This window comes from Streptomyces sp. NBC_00557 (assembly GCF_036345995.1).
Classification (GTDB): Bacteria; Actinomycetota; Actinomycetes; order Streptomycetales; family Streptomycetaceae; genus Streptomyces.
Genome location: NZ_CP107796.1, coordinates 1 through 18106, shown reverse-complemented (window position 1 = coordinate 18106; position 18106 = coordinate 1). Strand labels below are relative to the sequence as shown.

Sequence of the window (18106 nt, the reverse complement as noted above, 5' to 3'; positions counted from 1 at the left end):
TCGAACTCCGTGACGATGTGGCGGATCGCGGACCTCGCCGGGGCTGGGCCGGCAGGCGTTTCCAGGTAGTCGGCGAATCAGTCGCTCTTCGCCCTCACCACGGGGCGGGAGAGAGCGAGCCGGTCGTCGATCGGGCCGTGTCGCTCAGAGCGTGAGCACCGGTCGCGTGGAGAAGTCTTCGTACATGTCCTCTCCGTCTGGTCCGTACACGAACTCGGCCATGCCGGGGTTACGGTTGGCGGTCGCCAGGGGGAGCCAGGCCAGCAGGTGGCCGTAGCCGCCGCACACCGACTCGCCCCCGTCGCCGCCGTGGACCGCGGTGACATCGCTGGTCAGCTCGGTGCGGTAGGTGTCGTAGGTGATGTGCAGGCCGAAGGCGTTCAGCTCGTTGTGCGGGCCGGTGTCGTCTCCGTAGGGGATGCGGTCGAGGGGACAGTCGTCGCCCCACCGGAACAGGGTGTTCGACCCGGCGCCGCAGGCGTGTTCCCACTCGTCGGAGCTCGGCATCCGCAGACCACGGGCAAAGAGGGCAGCCGGCATGTCGGCCGGAGGTTCGGTCAGGTTCTCGTCCTCCACGGCCATGAGGACAGTGTCCAGGTGAACGCTGCGGCGAGCGCTGAGGATCCGCGCGAGGTGGGCCCGCAGATCGGGTCCGTAACCGTAGCCCTGCTCCAGGCTCTCCGTGTAGTCGGCGGCCTGCTGCGCGGTCGGCTTCCAGGTGTTGAGGTCGAAGCCCAGGGACACCTGGCCTCCGGGTATCAGGGCGAACTCCTGTCCGTCCCGCTCAATCCGGACGCGGTGCAGCAGGGCACCGCAGTGTTCCGTGGCCTCGACGAGTGACACCCGGCCGCCCACGTGGTCAGCGGCTTTCTGGGCGATCCGCCGGGCGGTGACCTCGTCGAGGTCCGCCACAGGTCGAGAGTGAGATCAGCGAGCGACATGGTCGGCAGTGTGGCACGCGGCACTGACACAGCATGGAGAGACGGCCGAGTCGTGCCACCCGCCGCACGCGTTGCCGGCGGCGTGGGTGTCCGCGACGAGCTCAGACCCGGTCGAGGCCGATGACATCCCCCGGCTCCCGTACCGCCCCTGACGGCCCCCGCGATCCCCCTGGACGGCCCCGGCCGGGCAGGACAGGGCGGTAACGCCTGGGGCGTTCTACGTCCAGCTGCGGCTCAACGGCTGCACCCGGGACATGCTCGACCGCGTCATCAACGGCAAGACCGCCGACCAACTGCTCCGCGAGGGACGTCCCGTCCAGATCGTCATCTACGTCCTGCGCGACACTCACGGCTGAACCCCGCGGGGCCGCTGCGCCCTATGCGGACGCCCCTGCGCGGGCAGTCACGCCGCGCCCCGTATCTCGGTGAGGACCTGCCTAGAGGCAGGTCCTCACCGCGCACATCGGCAAGCGGTGCTCAGGGGAGGGAGACAGGGCACTCTGCCCGCGACGCAGTCCGCTGGTATCAGCCCTTCTCGCCCGGCCGCGCGGCGAGTCGGCGTACGGCGCGCCTGATCGAGCCAAGCTCTTTCAGCACCTGGTCCATCGCGGAGTCCATCAGCATGACCGGATCGTCCGCGGACCAGAAGCGCACGACCTGTGCCACCTGATGCTTCCAGAACTCGTCCTCCTCAGCGGCTTCGAAGCCGAGCTGTGACGCCAGGTCGGCAAAGCCGGACCCGGGCCGGCCAGTTGCCTTGCGAATGACAAGGGCCGACAGCAGCGGGCGACCATGCTGGTGCTCATACACGCTGATGTGGCCGAGCTTCGGGTAGAGCCCGCGCATCTGGCCCTGCGACGTATAGGGGTCCAAGCCGTGCGGGTCAACGCGCTGTGCGAATTCCTTGTAGCCGATGCAGGCGGAAAGCGGGTCGACCGGATCGCCGGCCTTCGCAAGAGAGCGCAGAAGGCGGTGCATGTCGCGTTCGATGGGTGTGAGCGTAAGCACGCGAACTCCTCATAGGCAGAGGACCCGTAGGTCCGGATGTCCGTGGACATGGCGCCCGTAGGCGTACCTCGACGGTAACTCACCTGAGCCCGGCCCAGCTAGGCCCCTTCCCCTGCCGCTGGGCGCGCTGGCGTGTCCCCGCTCGGCCAACGGCTGCCGGTCTCGAACCCCCGGTGCGAGTAGGGCTGTGTTCTGCCGGCGGCGGTGTCACACCGGGCCGCTACGGTTCGGCCATGGCCGCGCACACCTCGGGTCCCAACGGACTCGTCCCCGTACACATCGCTGTCCACGACCCCGCCCAGATGGAAGAGCCCGATCCGCAGGCCGCCGACTACGCGCGCAAGCTCTTCGCGGCCTCGGCCAGGTACGCGGGAGTCTCCTGGATCGAGCATGGGACCGAGCCGCGCTGGCTCGACATGGACACCAGCACCTGCGCCGCCGCCATCAACCCGAGCCACTTCTCCGGTCACGGCGCCGACGAGTTCGACAGGTTCCTGTCCGGGGCGGCCTCGCGCGGCGAGCCCGCGCTCATCGTCGCAACGATGGGCACGGCGGACGATGACAAAGACCGCGTGCGGTCGGTCTTCGGCCGGCACGGCGGCCGCGTGGACTTCCGCCACTTCACCGGCGCGATCGTCGGCAAGCGGCTGCTCGCGGGGGCGGAGGTCTTCCTGGCTCCCGATCTGGACGCGGCCGACCGCGACCTCGGACTGAGACTGCGCAACCGCCCCGCCAGCGCCCCCTGGTGGGCGATGACCCTGCAGGCGAGCGCCCTGGAAGGCCCGCGCGGGACGACGGTTCGCGAGCCCGAAGGCGAGCTGGTGCCGATCCTCGTCGACAGCCTGGGCGAGCCCGTCGTCGCACGCTGGACGTCCGGCGACGGCCAGCAGATCTGGTACGTGATCCCGGACGGGGTCGACTGGAACCAGGTGGTCGACTGGCTCGTCCAGCGCGCCCTTCCCGAGTACGTACCGGCCGCACTGCGCCGCGTCCGCTCACGCCACCATGTCGACCCCGCCCTGGAGACCCCTGCGGAGACGCAAGCACGCGGCGCCCTTGAAGAGTTGGAGCGCCGCTACCTGAAGGACAGGGCCGGCCTGGAAGACGATCTGGAGCGGGCACGACAGGAGGCCGACCCCGTGCGCAACGGCCTACTGTACGGCAGCGGCAGCGAGCTGGAAGACGCGGTCGCCGTGGTACTGCGTGCCGCCGGATTCGCCGTCACCGATCTGGACGAGGAATTGGGCGGCACCCTGTCGGCGGACCTGCTCGCCGTGCTGAATGGGTCCACCTGCCTGGTCGAGGTGAAGGCCGCCACGGGGGCAGCAGGCGAGAAACTGATCTCGCAGCTTCAACGCCATCTGGAAAAATGGCCGCAACTGCGGCCCGGTCAGCCAGTCACCTGCGCTGCCTTGATTGTCAACCACCAGCATCGCCTCGACCCCGCCGAGCGCTCTGCCGAGGTGTATCAGCACAGGGTCGTCGATACGCTCCCCTTTCCCGTGATCGCCTCCGGCGACCTGTTCCGCTGGTGGCGCACGCAGGACTGGTCGGCCGTGCAGGGCGCTGTGCTCGGCCAGGCCCACCCAGGAGGAGAACAGGACGAGCCCCCTGCGGTCCGCCGCAGGCGGTGGCGTCCCTGGAGTAAAGGCGGAACCGCGTAGCGGGCCGCGGCCTGGCCGATCAGTGACGCGGTCGTCTCCCCGGCCAGCAGTACGGTCCGTAACGCCCCTGCTTCCACAGCTCTCCCCGATGCCTTCCTGCTGTCCGGCTTCAGCGACCCCGGGGGCCGCACCGTCATGAGCCCCGTCCTTGGCGCTGGGCCCTCATCATGACGCGGACCGGCCGACCGCGCTGATAGGCGTTCAGGGCACGTGTACGACGACGAGGAGTGCGGGCCGCTTCGGGGGTGCGCGGGCTGCGCGCGACTGCGCCAGCAACGAGGTACCCCGGCCCTCCCATCAGGTTCCGGGCCTTGCGCCTCGGCCCTTCGGGCCCGTGTGAGCCAACTCGACACACCCTCGACGTGCTGCCCCCGCACCTTCGCCGAGCCAGGCAGCGCTGACACGCTGCTGGGACCCGCTGTGCTGACCAAGATCCGCCTTCGCCCAGGACGCCGCCGCGTTCGCGCCGCGGGTCCGCTTCGGCGACAGTGACGGACGCAGCGACGGCGCGGACACGCGGCGCGTTCGTCTCGCCCCGGGCGTGCCGTCATACCGGCGCGGCCAGCAAGGCCACACTCACCTCCCACCGTCTGTCCCCGAGCCCGGAAGCTGATCTGCGGGTGCATGACTGAGCTGATCCAAGAGGGTACGCAGCTCACCGCGGTGGATTTCGGGGTGGGCGGGTGCGGGGTCGGGCGGTTGCTGCGCGGGTACTGCAGACAGCCGCGGCGGCCGGACCTCCAGCGCGGTCTCGGCGAGCGGCAGGTGGGCGGGCCAGGGCATGGACGGCAGACGGTAGACGGCGTCCTGGCACCAGGCTGCTGCCCCGGCGTTGGCCTTGGCGGCGATTTTGCAGGTGAGGCCCTGATCCGGGCGGTAGTGCGCGCGGGGTGTGGAGATCAGCAGACACGTCGGCGACAGCGGAGCGAAGACCTCGATCGTCTCGGGCAGCAGCGGGGGAGTGAGCGCTGAAGGTGCCGTCCTTGCGGCGCAGGGCCACTCCGCTGTCGGCCAGGACCAGCCGAGGCTCCGCCGAGCGCAGCAGCACCAGGCGCCGGCCCGGGGCAGCGAGAAGGCCGCGGGTGCGCTCGAAGGCGCCGATCATGGCGCGCAGCACCGAGCGCGGGTCAGCGATCAACGAGGGGTTGGGCGCCGTCCGTACCGCCGTCCAGAACACCTCCAGCCGCTTCGCCCCCGACAGCGGCCGCCCCAGCCGTTCCTCGCAGTACCCGACTGCTTCCTGCGCCCACAGGGTTAGGAAGAGATGCCGGCTCACCTGTTAATCGAAGGACCTGAACGCCTGGGTGCGCACCACTTGCCAGGCCAGCGCGTCCAACGCGACCGCGTATCGCGCCTCGTCCAGCGGCCACTGTCCCTCACGCAAGGCGCGCAGAACCGGCGCACACGGGCCGTCGACGTGCCGGTCCAGGTAGGTCTCCAGCGCCACGCGCCGTTCGCCCTCGGCGAGGGGATCGGTGTTGAAGTGCCGGGCCACGGCAGCGCGCCGCACCGGGGTGCGATGCTCCGCACCAGCGCGCCACCGTCCGAGGACGTGCCCGTCCGTCCTCGGCGAATGCCCGCAGCCAGTACTGCGGCAAGTGGTGCTCCTTCGCCGTGTTCGCACCCACAACCCGCCCCCCCACGTCGTCGAACGCGCTCCACCGGTGTGGCACACGCGCCGCCTCCTCAGCGCCTGACAGTGCCTGGCGCCGATGCCCCTTGCGATCAGCGGCCGGTCCCGGCGGCGATGGCGCTGCGGATGGCCATGTCCACGGAGCGCTCGCTGGCCAATTCGTAGTAGCGCGCACTTCCGGGGTGCTCCCGCAGTGCACTGGCGAGGATCTGAGCGGCCTGGCCGCGCAACCCGCGCAACCAATCCCGGGTTGCGTCCTGCTGGTCGAACTCGTTGGACGCCGCGTCCCACGTGCACATGCCGCGAGCCGCCTCCTCCAGCAGATCCCAGTTCTCTTCACGGGCTGCGTGATCAGCGACGCCGCGCAGCCATGCGATAGCTCTCTTGGCTTCGTTGTAGTGCGGCCAGCCGGTGCCGTCACCGTCCACGTGCCCGGTCATCGCCGCGACCAGGGTGAGAGCTTGTTCGGTGTTGGCGAGCAGCAGCGGTGCGGCGAGGCCCATGCCCAGGCGCGGCAGGGCATCCAGGTACAGCTCGTAGTCGCCGCCGTGGTCGGCGGCGAGCGCGAGCAGCCGGCGGGCTGCCTCGGTGTCCCCATCCTCGGCTTCCTGTACAAGCTGCTGTGCCCGCGCGATGGGCAGCTCCAGGGGCGAGGCCAGCTCGCGTTCGACCAGGTCGAGGAATTCATCGATGGTCTGCGGCCGGTTTGACGGCTCACGGAAAGTGCACTGCCTCACGACCTCGCGCCAGGGGCTGCCGTGCGGCGGAAGCAGCGGCACGTTGGCCTCGGGTTTGGTGCCCGTCAGCAGCCAGCCGATGACCTTACCCAGGCTGTAGATGTCACTTGCGGAAGTGGCGTTGTGAGGATCGACGGACAGCTCGGGGGCACCCCACTCGGTCGTGCCGATCTCCCGGCCGGTGCGCCCAGGGGTGGTCGTCTGACCGTGAGGGCGGCGCACGATGCCCCAGTCGCCGAGAACCCACCGGCCGTCGAGTTGCAGGATGTTGGCCGGCTTGATGTCCCGGTGCAGGTAGCCGAGACGGTGGGCGTCGGCCAGCGCGGCCGCGACCGCGTCCACCAGGGCCCGCAGTTCGTCACCGTCGTGCTGCAGTTCCGGCTGAAGCTGCTCGGCGGTGGCCTGGGCCAGCGGCATGACGAACCACTCACCCCGCGGGCTGAAGTCGAGGACCGGCATGACGTGGCGGTTCCCGCCGAGCAACTGGGCGGCTTCGACCTCACGCTGCATCCGCGCGGTGAGCTTCTCGCGCAGCGACTTCGGCTTCTTGAAGGCAACGACGGTCTTCGTCGTCTTGTGGCAGGCCTCGTGGACGATCCCCATGCCGCCCTCATCGCCGCCCGGAAGCGGGAACTTCTGCAGAGCGTAGTCGTCGCGCTCGCCGCGGGCTTGTCTGCGGACCTCAGTGTAGGGATCGGCGGCCTGCACCGGCGGCTGCTCCTCGACCGCGGGCGATCCGGCAGGGAAGTGGCCGGTGATCTTCATCAGGACAGGGTGGATGGCGCCGATGTCGTTCGTCGGCAACGCGCCCAGCAGGTAGGCGGGCCCGCCCTCAGGGCTCTGAGCCAGGCCCAACACATCGCCGAGCTGTATCTCGGCGGCCGGGTCGCTCTTGCGGGCCGCAGCGTCGAGGGTGTGCAGTTCCACGCCGATGCCGGAACCGGCCCGCCCGGCCACCAGGACGGCATCGCCGCCAGCGCGCGCCACGTGCCCCGGGTAGGACACCGGAGTCACCGTCCAGTCCTCCCGCCCGCCGGCGCTCGTGCCGACGGCGAGGTCGACGACGGCGCTGTGCCCGCCGGCAGCAAGGAGGAAGCGCCGCCCCTCCAGCCAGGCGGCCGACCGCACCGCCGCGTCGAAGGTGATAGCGAACCGCTGCTGATCTCCTGCCCGGTCGCCGAGCCGGGTCAGCGCGAGGGTCGAGCCGGTGCCGACGCCGAACGTCGCCCCCGATCCGGACAACACCCACACACTTCCATCGGGGCCCACCAGCAGGCTGGCATTCGTCTCGAACCCGCCGCCCACCGCCCGCAGCACGCCGCCATGCCACATCACCACCGCCGGCCCGCACAGCACGCACACGGCTCCGTCCGGCAGCACGACAGCGGCGCCGTGCACGCCGGGCAGCGGCAGCCGCCACCGCAGCCCTCCCCGCTGCAGATCCACCTCCGCAAGCCCCGACTCGGTGGTGACCAGCGCCCGCTCCGGCGACTCCCAGGCAAGTCCGCTCGGACGCAGCGGCCAGTCCTGCCCGGCCAGAACGACAGAGGCCGCGATACCCGGCTCAGTCCGGACCGGCACGGTGACCGGGCTGGACAAACGGGACGGCAGGGACAACGGTGGAGGCGCCTTCTTTGGCTCCTGCAGCAGGAGTTCATGCAGCGGCGTGTACGGCGGCCGCAGCGTGCGGAAGGCGGCACGAATCAGCCCGGCGAGCGAGGCAAGCCCACACACGGCTGCCTCCAAGTGGTCCTGGTCAAGAAGCACGCCCTGCCCGCCCACGGCCGCGCGCAGATCACCGTCCACCGCACGACCAGGAGTCCGTGCGCACACGAGAACCCAGCGAACCGCCGACCCCAGACTCCGCTGATCGCGTGCCCGCACGGCGGCCCGGGCGGCCTCTGCCACATCGGGTCCGGAGACCGACACCAAGGTGACCGCGTAGTCGCGCCCGGCGAGTTCGAAGAACACGGCCGGCTCATACGGCCCGCGAAAATCCAGCGTCGCTTCCTCGTCGGTGCGCCGGATCAGGACCGCAACCACTTCGCCGAGGAGCCGGTGCCTGTCCGACTCGGACAACTCAGTGCCGTGGCACTGACCGTACTCGGCCAGCAGCTCCCGTACGTCCTCCATCGACCCACCCCGTGCATCGTGCCCACCGGGCACAACGCCCGAAGAAGATTGTTGCGCACAGACAGGACACGACGCGTGCCGATCACAGAGTTCAGTCCCCCACTTCACCACCGGGCCTGCACTTCTCTCCCACCCACCCGCCCGGCTTCCGAAGCGGAGCCCGCCTCGGCGAACCACTCCAGCACGGTCGGCCGCCGAGCACGCCCCTGCCGAAAAACCGCGCCAGCGAGTCACAGCCACGAGAGCTGTGACGTCAGCTCTGCCGTATGCCCTGCTCCGGGTTGCGCCCGGCGCACCTGCCGCCGCTGTTGGCCCAAGGGCATCGGCGCGGCCTGGAAGCGCAGGAACGGGACGACGGTCCGGCCGTACGCCGTCGGCCCCGAGACCCGCGATGAGACAGCAGCGGTACTTTTCCGGGCAAATGCCGAACAGGAGATCGGGCAGCTGTTTCTGACGGTTCAATAGTTATGCGACTGCCCGCCCGGGTGGTGTCGCACGCTCTCCCACGCCTTGGTTACGGCCGGCGTGTGAAGCCGTTTCTGCTGCCCGACCGGCATCCGGAACGGGTGTGCGGTGCTCCGAGCGGGAACAGACGGCCGACCGCCTCCGGCATCGTGTCGTTCCTGTCGGACTCCTGCCAGCCAGGCATGGGGCCGCAGCCGCGTACTCCCGTACCCGCTGCAGCCCCGCCGCCTTCGCTGCGGAGCCGGCTGGAAGGACCTCGATGGCACAGACCTTCACCCCGCCACCCGCCGACGACCCGTACGGGCTCCTGGACCGCCTGCAGTCGATTCAGCCCCCTGCCGGCCAGGCCCGCTCAGCACTCGTCAAACAGTTCAAGGGCGACCCGCTCGGCGAGCTCGTCGCCGCCGCCGCCCTCGGCCCCGAGGCGGCCAAGCACATACGCGCCAAGTTCCCCAAGACGCTGCCCAGCGGGGACCGGGCCGAGCTGCGGATGTTCCAGTCGAGCCCGATCGCTGGCGCTCTCGTTCTGCAGCCGCGCCTGGCCGATGCCGAGGCATCCCCCGCCGACCCGCTCTACGACCAGTTCATGGAGGCGATCCAGAGCGGTGGCACCCTGCAGGATCTGGATGACCTCGTCATCAGCGCCGGCAGGTTCAGCAGTGAGGACGGCTGGCTCGTCCTCGATGTCGACAGCCAGGACAGACTCGAAGTCGCTGTCCGCCGCATCACCGACCAGACTCAGGAGCGCAACGACAAACGGTTCATGGTCGCCACCGAGGGCATCTCGGACCGCATCATCATGGTCCCCCTCATGATCCGGCATGGTGGCAAGGAGACCCGGCGCTTCCTCACCGTGGACGGCATCTCGCGCACCACTGCTGCCTTCGCCATTCTCGGCCTGGATCCCGCCGTATGCGCGGTCATGACCCAGGACAGTGTCGGCGACCTCATCCGGGAGACAGCCCGCGAAGTCAACAAGGAACTGCGCGACCTGCGCGAAGAGGCGGACCGTCTGCGTGCTCAGCCCAATGAAGCCGGCGGTGAGGGCGAGGCCAGCTTCGCCATGCGCGTCGGCGAGACTGCAGCCCGCTGGCGCGCCCTGCAGTGCGATGTCGAGCTCTGGAGCCCGGGCCCTGATGTGGACGTCCACCGCTTCGTGATGGAGGTCGTCAGCCTGATCCATCACCAGCAGCAGGCCCACTCCCACACCTCCAAGCGCCGCACCATCCACGAGGCTGTGCTGTCTGACCTGTCACAGGTGGCGCCGCCGGCCCTGATCGAGCGCCAGCGCCAGCAGGACCGCGGCCCGCTCCGCAGCGGATGGGACTACCTCGACTGGGCCTACCAGGCCATCGCCGATCTGATCGATCCCACATGGCGCCCCTACATCGCCGCGACCCTGCGTCGCGAACTGAAGATCAGCCGGTGCCACGCCAAGCAGTTCAGCGAGCTGGCCGGAGCCGTCATCAGCCGCCCCCTGCAGTCCCTCGACCGCAAGCACTGGAAGGGAAACGAGCACCAGCAGTCCCTGCTCGAGATCGCACAGCGCGCATGGACCCGCGACGCCCTCCCCAAACACGTATGGAACCGGAAGAGTCGCCTGCCGGAATACCAGGTGACGGACGCGCAGCTGAAGGCATCTGTGGAAGCCGTCAGCAAGGCCGCAGCCGCATCCCAGGGGCTCGTCAACGAGGACAAGCGGATCGAGACCGACGACGCGACGCTCGGCGACCACATCGCCTTCCTCCTCGTGGTCGGTGCCATCGCCACGACGTTCACGGGGGCGCTGCGCACGGACACCGGATCCGGCCGCCAGATCGAAGACCTGCCGGAGGAGGACATCCCGACCGCGTTCACCACGGCGCCGGTGTCGATCGTCTTGGAGATGATGCACGCCTCACCCTGGGGTCCCGCGCAGCTGAGCGAGAACATCACGAGGTTCGTAGCCTCCTTCGACGAGCGCCGACGAGTCAAGCCCCGCCGGGTTTCCGCCCAAGCCCCGTACAGCCTGCTGGATAACTCGGTGGCCGACAGCGCGTATATCCGCGCTGTCGCGGCCGGTATCGAGAAGGGGCAGGCGGAGAAGCGGGAACAGCAGAGGTTGCGGGAGCGCGCCAAGCAGGTCAACCCGGTGGCTGAGGCGCTGGGGGTCCTGCCCACCCAGTTGCGGCTCGCTGGCACCTCCGTCCAGACGCTGCACGAGGCGAACCTTTCCAAGATCACATGCTCTGCGGCGCTGATAGCCGAGCTCTGCGAGAAGGCGGAAACCGTGGCCTACCGGCTGAGGGGCTTGAAGATGAGCCTGCAGGAACGGGAGCAGAAGGAGGCGGACGCCAACCTCAGCCGTCCCGAGGAGCCGGGCGAAGGGGACACCCCGTGACAGTGCTTCCCCCGGGGACCGCCCCACTGTTGCCGGGAACACCCCTGCGCAGGTCCTACGACCTAGCCGCTGACACTCAGGGTGACCGCCTGCTGCGCCGGCAACCGGTGAAGATCGCTCTGTGGGCGCTGCCCGACTACGCGGGAGACGAGCACAAGGCGGTCTACCTTCTCGGTTCGGGAACGTTCGACCTGCTCTACACGGGATCCACGGGACGCGGTCTCGGCACGGTCCGGGCGCGCGTCGAAGAGCACCGCCGGGACCCCCGCAAAGCCGAGGTCACGTGGGTAATGGTGCTCCCACTGCAACGCGAGGTCGATGTGGAACAAGCAGAAGGGGAAGTCGGCCGTCTGCTGGGTCGGCCCCGGCTCTCCCGGCGGCTCCCACGGTTGCGCCGTAGAAGCTGAGAAGCCCGGCCGCCCATAAGCAGACGAGGACGGCGGGCCTCGGGCGGCCTCGCCCGAGGCCCGCCGTCTGGCAAACAGCGCGCCCACCGTGACACCGGCCCACACCCCCGACCCAGGACACAGTGACCCATCTTCGCGGTGTCGCTGATCAGTTAATGTGCGCAGTGGTGCGTGTGCTGACCTGGGGTTTCGCAGTTTGGTTGAACGGGTTGGTGCTGGGCTTGGCTCGCTGATTCTGCACAGGGGTGTGACTTGTCAGCCGTCTGACCTGTGGTGTCGGTCGGGCCGGGCGCCGGTGTGCAGGTTGGTTGGGTGCTGCGCAGTTTGAGTGGTTGCCGGTGGTGCGGGACGGCTCGGCGTGTGGGCTGTGTGGCCCTGTACGGGGTGTGGGAGTGCTCAGTTGCCCAGGCCGCGTTCCAGCATGTGCACGGTGGTCTCGCTCAGTTCGACGGTCTGTCCGGTCAGCGCGAGCACGGTGTTGAACTTGGTGAACAGGTCTGCCAGGCGGTTGAGGAGTTGGGCGTCACGGAGCCGCTGGATGAGGTTGGGGCGGCGGGTGAGGGCGCCATATGCGGCGTCGGTGGTTGTCTCCAGGGCGTAGCGGCCGCGCAGGCGGGCTTGCTGGACGGCGGCGAGCATGTCGTTGAGCCGGGTGAGGAGGAACTGCTTGTCGGCCTCGTTGAGTTCGGAGGCCAGGACGGCCTCGATGAGGTCGTTGATCATGGTGGTGAGGTGTTGGCCGTCGGTGTCGGTCAGGCCGGCCTCGACCTGAGCTCGGCGTAGCTCGTGGGCGCAGCCGAGCAGGCTGTAGATCGCGGCGCTGCTGTCCGCGTCGCCGTCCTTGCTGAAGTGCTGCCACACGTGGGAGACCTGGTGGCCGGCTTGAGCGGAGGCCAGCATGGCGGCTTCGACACCGGCCAGGGGACGGAGCATGTAGTCCTGTTGCTCGGGATCGCTCACCACGGCCCCGACTGCTTGGCGGACTTGCTGGGGCAGCATCATCGCTGCGGACAGACGTGCGAAGAATTCAGCGCTGTCTGTGGCGAGGGGTGTCTCCTCGTAGGTGAGCGCCCGGGCCCAGGCATTCCAATTGCTCACGTTGGGGCCTAGTTCCTTGCCGGCCTTGCAGAAGTCGATGAGGAGGGCGTGGAGTCTCTCGGCCGGGTTGTCGACGCACTCTGTCACTCCGTCAGCGTAGCGGGGAGGACGGTGGGGCGGGGCGGGCCGATGTGTTCAGGCTTGCTGGTCATGGTGGTGTGCCGGGGCTGACATCTACGGCCTGGGCCGTTTTCGGTGGGTGGTAGCCGAGGTGGGTGAGTTCGGTTGGGCCTGGCTGGCGGTACGTCCATCGCGGGTGTGCACCGGGGTGGGGGCTGGGGGCGTAGTTGATCCGGTGGTTGAGCCGGTGGGGGTAGAGGGCCGGGTCTTGAAGCCAGGGCCGGCCCAGGAGGGCGGCGATGGCGTTGTGGACGGGTGGTGCGCTCTGGGGTCGTTCGAGGGCCAGAAGCGTTCGGGGGTGGTGGGCGATGTATTGGGCGAGGGTGATGGTTTCGGGGTAGGTGATGGCTGCTCGGGCGAGGGCGTACCACAGGCGGGTGCGCTTGTTGCTGGCGATGCGGCGGGCGCGTGCGGGCCAGATGCGTTCTTGCGCGGGTGCTGTGCGCCGCCAGGCTTCGGTCAGGGACGTGGCCTGTGCGAGGGCGTGGTCGGCCGCGGTGCCCCAGCGGCGAAGGAAGCGGATGTGGGTGCGGTGGGCGGCGAGGATCTCCGGGGTGTGCCCCAGATCAGCGTGTTCGATGGGCAGTTGGGTGCCGGCGAGGGTGTGGCGGCCGAGCATCCAGGTGTGGTGACGGCGGCAGATGAGGCGGCTGTCGGGCAGGTACTGGCGGACGGGGTGTCTGTGGCCGGTGCGGGCGAGGGTGCAGCCAGGGCAGCCGGTGACGGCGTTTACCGGGGCGGGCTGGAGCCGGGCGCGGGCGGAGGCGGGGTTGGGCTTGTCGCGGTACTGGTCCCACTGGGGGAGGGCGTAGGAGAGATGTTCCTCCGGGACCCCGGTGAACGAGGCGATCAGGCGGCGGCTCGGAGCGTTCAGGTACAGCTCGATGCCGGTGTGGGGGGCGTGTGGCTGGGTGCGTTCCTTCTTGAGGTGGGGGCGGGGGATGCCCAGGCCGTTCAGCAGTTCTGCGGTGGTCAGGTGGTGGCGGCGGGCCAGGCGCTGGATGTAGGAGGCGGTGGTCTCCCATTGCAGCGGGGCCACGCGCCGGATGCTGGGGCGCGGGGGAGCGCTGGGCATGTCAGGTCCTGGCCGGTGGCCGTGCGGTCTGTTCGGCGAGTTGGTCGACCTCGATGTCCGCCAGCAGCCGTTTGTTGATCTTTTCGGTGCCGTCGAGGATCGCGGCGATGGCGGCTTCCCTGACGAGGGCGGAAAGGCTGCCGATCCTGCCGGCGGTGCGCTGGTGGAGGTAGGCGGCGTGTCGTGTGAGGGTGCCGGGGCGGTGGTGGGTAAGCCGCAGGGCGCTTTCCATGCCGCCGACCAGGCCTTCCCAGGCTGTGCGCTGTGTGGTGCTGCCGTAGGCCAGGGGAGGGTTGCGCACCATCTTGAACCGCCCGGCCAGCTGCGCACCGCGGTTGCCGGTCAACAGCGGGGAGGCCTCGATGGCGACGCCGGCATAGACGAACGTGGCGGGGATGCGTTCGCTGAGGTGCTTCATCTGGTCGGAGGTCTCGGCGCCGACGCGGGTGCGGGTGTTGAGTAGATGGACGTCGTCGACGAGGACGAGCTGGGTCGCCAGATCGCGAAGGGCGCCGCAGACGATGTCGGTGATCCGCGCCTGGTTCATCGTCTTTCCGATGGGCAGGTCGAGGAACCGGGCCAGCTCGGAGACCAGCATCTTCGGTGTGGCGGCGGGCGGTACGGACAGGAAGATCACGGGCAGTCGCTCGCCGGTGCCGGTGTGGCGGGCCCGGTCGGCGAGGTGGAAGGACCGCCCGAGCTGCTGCAGAGCGGTGGTCTTTCCGGTGGTGGGCGGCCCGGAGATCATCAGCCCCCGCCGGGCGGTGCCGTTGTGGTGCCGGTTGAGGATCATCAGCCGCCGCAGGGTGAGGGAGATCTTGTCCATGACCGGGGTGGAGAGGATCACGAACTGGGAGTGGTAGTCGAGGCGCTCCTGAAGCGTCCACGGGCCCGGGCCCGACAGGCGAGGGGGTTCGGCATCGAGGAACTGCATCCACTCCCGCCATGTGGTCGGTGAGGCGAACGGGCCGGTGTGTGCGGCTGCCTGGCCGGGGACTACCACTGCTCTGCCTCCTGATGGGCGTCGAAGACTTCCCAGGCATCAGCTGTGCCGGCGACCGGATCGTCGGCGTCGTCCTGATTGGGCTCCTCTTCGCTCAGCCGACTCACCTCTCGGGTCCCGAGCACGCCGGTGTCCGCCTGTGGGAGCACGCCCGTGGGACCTGCCCCCAAGCCGGTGGCCGGCTCCTGGCCGCGGGTACCGGCGGTCTTGCCGCCGGCGCGACGCAGGAGTTCGTCGAGTGCGCGGGCGAGGTGTTCCTCGTGTTCGGCACGTCCTGCGCGTTGGTCGACGACGGTACGGATATGCCGCCAGGCGGTGTCGGTGAAGGGTCGGCTGACCAAAGTGCGGTGGATCCATCCCGCCTCGGCCCAGCCGGTGGGCAGACGCACCCAGCAGCGTGAGGGCTCGTAGGGGTTGTAGTGGACCTCCCACTTGCCGTCCGGCGCGGTGGAACGCTGCCGGTGGCCGTTGAGGGCCTTGCTGTCGTAGGTGCGGTAATCGAACCGGATGCCCTCGGCGCCGATCGCACACCGCCGGGCGGGGAGCAGCTCGATGTAGTCGGCGGCTCTCAGAGGGACAGGCACGTGCCCGGCGATGCCGACCAGGGCCGCCCACATCTCGTTGGGCGTGAGCGCCAGCTTGGGCATCAGAGGGTGGCATAGTGCCCGGTGCCGCCGTTCCTGCCACCCACTGACCACCCACTCGTCCAGCAGGTCCTGAAGCTGGGGCAGGGTCCAGCAGGCTTCGTCCTCGACGCGGTGGCCGCGCCGGCTGATGTGGCAGCCGGTGTAGCCGGAGACGTATTGCGCGAACAGCGTCCCCACCGATCCGAAGCCGCGCTCCACGTGGCCCTTCGCGGGCGCGGACGCGGGCGGGCACGGCTGGACAGAGATTCCCAGATGCTCGGCGGCCGCGAGAAAGCACTGGGAAATGAACACCTTTCCCTGGTCGATGACGACCGTGGACGGGAAGATCACCGGTCGCGCAGCAGCGCCCTGCATCCGGGCATCGATGCTTAACAGCCGCTCGTAGGGGATCACCGAGGAGGCCATCGCCAGCACTTCGGGCCAGGCGGGCCGCAGGGGCTCGGGCACGACGGTCTGCGCGAGGAGGACTGCCGCGTCGACCGCCTTCGTTCCCCGCGGGCGCAGCACGGCAGCGGTGATACTGCGGGTGGCCACGTCCATGGCCATGGTCAGTTCCAGCCGCCCGATGCGCCCGTCCTCGAGCACGGCCAGTACGTCCAGCGGGGTGCTGTCCATCATGACGAGCTCGCCGGGCCGCGCTACGACGGTGGGCGTGAACGGCGGCTCAGGCCGACTCGTCCGCCAGCGCTGCTGCACCGCAGGGCCCAGCAGCCCCTGGCCGTCGGCGACCGCATGGACCAGCCGATTGAACGTAGCCACCGGCGGCACCTTCACCGTGCCTGGTCCGTAGGCGTCCTGCAGCAGCCAGCCCACCTGCCGACGCAGTCGGCTCAGCGTCCCGGTGGACCGCTCCCGCTGCGCCTCCAGCGCTGCCCTGATGGCGTTGACCACCCGCTCGTCGGCACGCCCCCACGGCGACCTCGCTCGTGTCGTACGCCCGTCGACCAGCCCCCACACGCCCTGCCTGCGGTAGCGGGTGCGCATGCGCCGTACCGTGGCCACGCTGACCGGCTCCCCCTGCTCGGTGAGCTCCGCCGCCTTGGCAGCCTCCCGCTCGGCGAGGCTGCGCAACTCCGGGTCGAACTCCTCGCGCGGAGCACCCCTCCCGTCTGGCTCCGGATGACCCGTCTCGACCTCGCGGATGTGCCGCTCCCAGGCCAGAGCCTTCTCGCGGACGCCTGCCTCAAGGCTGGCCAACGGCCCCCACACCGGCGCCCGGCGCGGCTCGGCACAGCCGGCCACCACACAGAAGTCCTCGTCTGCATACAGCTGCGTGAGCAGGAGCACCTGGACGCTCCCGTCCTCATCCACGATCCGGCATCGAGGCCCGTCCAGCCCCGCCAGAGTGAACACACCACCGGCGAAGCGGATCTGGTCTCCCACCTCCACCACATGCCGCACAGTGCTCACCGCTCGTGCCGTCCGGCCGCGGCAACCAGAGTGCTTTCGGTGAGCGGCCGGTCCAGCGCCGCGGTCAGTTCACCACTCCACAAGCCGTGGTAGACGACCGGCAAGGTCCGGATCACATCACCGAGCGCGGCAGCCCCCTCCACCAAGGGCCGTCGAGACGCGAAGACGTCACGCAACCGGCCTGGACGGACACTGCCCGCGCAGCGCGGGTGGCGGTACCCCGACAGCCAGCGCACGTTGGCCACCACCACCGGATCCGCGGCAGGCTCGACCCGGTACTGCCATCCCACCTCCTGCGCACACTCCTCCAGCACAGCCTGCACACCGGCAAGACGGCGCGGTGGGAAGCCGGCACCGAGGCAGTCCACGAGCACGTGACCTCCGTCAGCGAGGCGCGCGGCCAGCTGAGGAGCATGGGCTACCACCCGCCTGCCGTCCCGCCACACGAATTCCAGCGGGCGGCACGCCAGCCCTACCACCCGCCGTTCCTGGTCCAGCAGCATCAGGCGGTCCCTCATCGCCGTGCTCCCGTAAGCCACCAACCGACCCGTGGTGGCCGCCCACCACCAACCAGGAGCCAACCTTCTGCCCCGGCGCACCGCGAAGCCACGCACCGGCGGGCAGTCAGCCGGCGCCAGTTCAGCGGCCACCTCCAGCCACGACCGCTGCTCTGGCAGACCGTTCGCGCCGATGAACCGCACATCGACATCCCTCACACGGACCCGACCCCCCGACCGGTGGTCACCACTCGTGCTGCTCACGCGTCCAGTGAAGAATTGACCGGTACACCTGCACAATGCGCAGATCGAGAACGCCCCCGTACTGGGTGAAAAGCTTCCGATGCACCAACGGAGCGGCTACGGCCTTGGTATGACTGCACATCAGCCCGCTTGCGGGGCCCGAGTCTCCCCGCCATCGCGGAACACTGCGCAGGTTCATCGGGTACTGCGCAGTTGTTGCAGTGGCCGGCCACTGGAGGTGCGGCACGTACCGCCGAGGGGGCCCGAATCCAGTTTCAATCCATATCTCACTTTGAAGCAAAGCCAAGAAGGGCCTTCAGGCGGCAACCATTCCGGCCGTCATCCGCCAGTCGCCCTCCACCTTCCCAGCCAGCCTGACCCAGCGACCGCTCACCCCCTCCAGGCGCGTTTGTTGGGCGGGGGAGCGCAGCGGACCCGCCGACCCCGGACTGGAGCGGAGCGGAAGGCCGGGGTCGAGGGCGAAGCCCTCGACCGCTCCGGGAGCGCAGCGGACGGAGCATCAACCTGCCTGCGAAGCAGGCAGGTTGCGCGGTGCGCGCAGCGCTCCGCCAGCGCTCCCGCGGAGCGGGAGCGCAACCCCCGCGCGCAGCGCGGGGGTTCGCTGACTCCGGGCGCAGCCCGGAG

General features: G+C 69.6%; 10 protein-coding genes and 1 pseudogene. 2 read left to right on the top strand and 9 right to left on the bottom strand.

Translation table 11 applies throughout. The features are described 5' to 3' along the window. Nucleotides 1-144: 144 nt before the first annotated feature. Together OG956_RS00055 and OG956_RS00050 are read right to left on the bottom strand one after the other, a co-directional pair. Nucleotides 145-941: pseudogene (locus OG956_RS00055) on the bottom strand (hypothetical protein). Between the two features lie 525 nt (nt 942-1466). Then, a complete protein-coding gene (locus OG956_RS00050; protein ID WP_330335832.1) occupies nt 1467-1949 on the bottom strand; it encodes a hypothetical protein in 483 nt (160 codons plus the stop codon). Between the two features lie 233 nt (nt 1950-2182). Between OG956_RS00050 and OG956_RS00045 the strand changes: the two genes are divergently transcribed. Further along, nucleotides 2183-3613 (top strand): hypothetical protein, encoded by a 1431-nt coding sequence (locus OG956_RS00045; protein WP_330335831.1) that lies wholly within the window; start codon nt 2183-2185, stop codon nt 3611-3613. 1279 nt (nt 3614-4892) lie between these two features. Here OG956_RS00045 and OG956_RS00040 read toward each other — a convergent pair. After that, on the bottom strand, nt 4893-5123 hold the full coding sequence (locus OG956_RS00040; RefSeq protein ID WP_330335830.1) for a hypothetical protein: 231 nt from the start codon (nt 5121-5123) through the stop codon (nt 4893-4895). A gap of 215 nt (nt 5124-5338) precedes the next feature. Next, nucleotides 5339-8116: a protein kinase domain-containing protein gene (locus OG956_RS00035; protein ID WP_330335829.1), complete on the bottom strand. Its 2778-nt coding sequence runs from the start codon at nt 8114-8116 to the stop codon at nt 5339-5341. Nucleotides 8117-8840: 724 nt separating this feature from the next. On the opposite strand from OG956_RS00035, the gene OG956_RS00030 reads away from it, so the two are divergent. Next, complete coding sequence (locus tag OG956_RS00030; protein ID WP_330335828.1) at nt 8841-10961, top strand: hypothetical protein; 2121 nt, start codon at nt 8841-8843, stop codon at nt 10959-10961. Nucleotides 10962-11764: 803 nt separating this feature from the next. On the opposite strand, the gene OG956_RS00025 is transcribed toward OG956_RS00030, so the two are convergent. From OG956_RS00025 to OG956_RS00005, 5 genes are all read right to left on the bottom strand, one after another. Continuing rightward, nucleotides 11765-12553 (bottom strand): hypothetical protein, encoded by a 789-nt coding sequence (locus OG956_RS00025; protein ID WP_330335827.1) that lies wholly within the window; start codon nt 12551-12553, stop codon nt 11765-11767. A gap of 61 nt (nt 12554-12614) precedes the next feature. Beyond that, nucleotides 12615-13661 carry a TniQ family protein gene (locus OG956_RS00020; protein WP_330335826.1) on the bottom strand — a complete coding sequence of 349 codons (1047 nt, stop codon included), beginning with the start codon at nt 13659-13661 and terminating at the stop codon, nt 12615-12617. A 1-nt stretch (nt 13662) separates the two neighbouring features. Continuing rightward, the gene (locus tag OG956_RS00015) at nt 13663-14595 is read right to left on the bottom strand and encodes an ATP-binding protein (RefSeq protein WP_330335825.1); all 933 of its coding nucleotides are present in this window, start codon (nt 14593-14595) and stop codon (nt 13663-13665) included. Nucleotides 14596-14657: 62 nt separating this feature from the next. Continuing rightward, nucleotides 14658-16721, bottom strand: coding sequence for a transposase (locus OG956_RS00010; RefSeq protein ID WP_330335824.1), 2064 nt, complete (start codon nt 16719-16721; stop codon nt 14658-14660). Continuing rightward, entirely contained in the window at nt 16718-17371 is a 654-nt protein-coding gene (locus OG956_RS00005; RefSeq protein ID WP_330342683.1) for a TnsA-like heteromeric transposase endonuclease subunit, read from the bottom strand. The genes OG956_RS00010 and OG956_RS00005 overlap by 4 nt, the downstream gene beginning before the upstream one ends. Between the last annotated feature and the right edge of the window lie 735 nt (nt 17372-18106).

What these genes read in the sequence shown, in the direction of transcription:
- OG956_RS00045 (WP_330335831.1), top strand. Translation starts at nt 2,183, where the DNA reads ATGGCCGCGCACACCTCGGGTCCCAACGGACTCGTCCCCGTACACATC.
- OG956_RS00035 (WP_330335829.1), bottom strand. Translation starts at nt 8,116, where the DNA reads ATGGAGGACGTACGGGAGCTGCTGGCCGAGTACGGTCAGTGCCACGGC.
- OG956_RS00030 (WP_330335828.1), top strand. Translation starts at nt 8,841, where the DNA reads ATGGCACAGACCTTCACCCCGCCACCCGCCGACGACCCGTACGGGCTC.
- OG956_RS00015 (WP_330335825.1), bottom strand. Translation starts at nt 14,595, where the DNA reads ATGCAGTTCCTCGATGCCGAACCCCCTCGCCTGTCGGGCCCGGGCCCG.
- OG956_RS00020 (WP_330335826.1), bottom strand. Translation starts at nt 13,661, where the DNA reads ATGCCCAGCGCTCCCCCGCGCCCCAGCATCCGGCGCGTGGCCCCGCTG.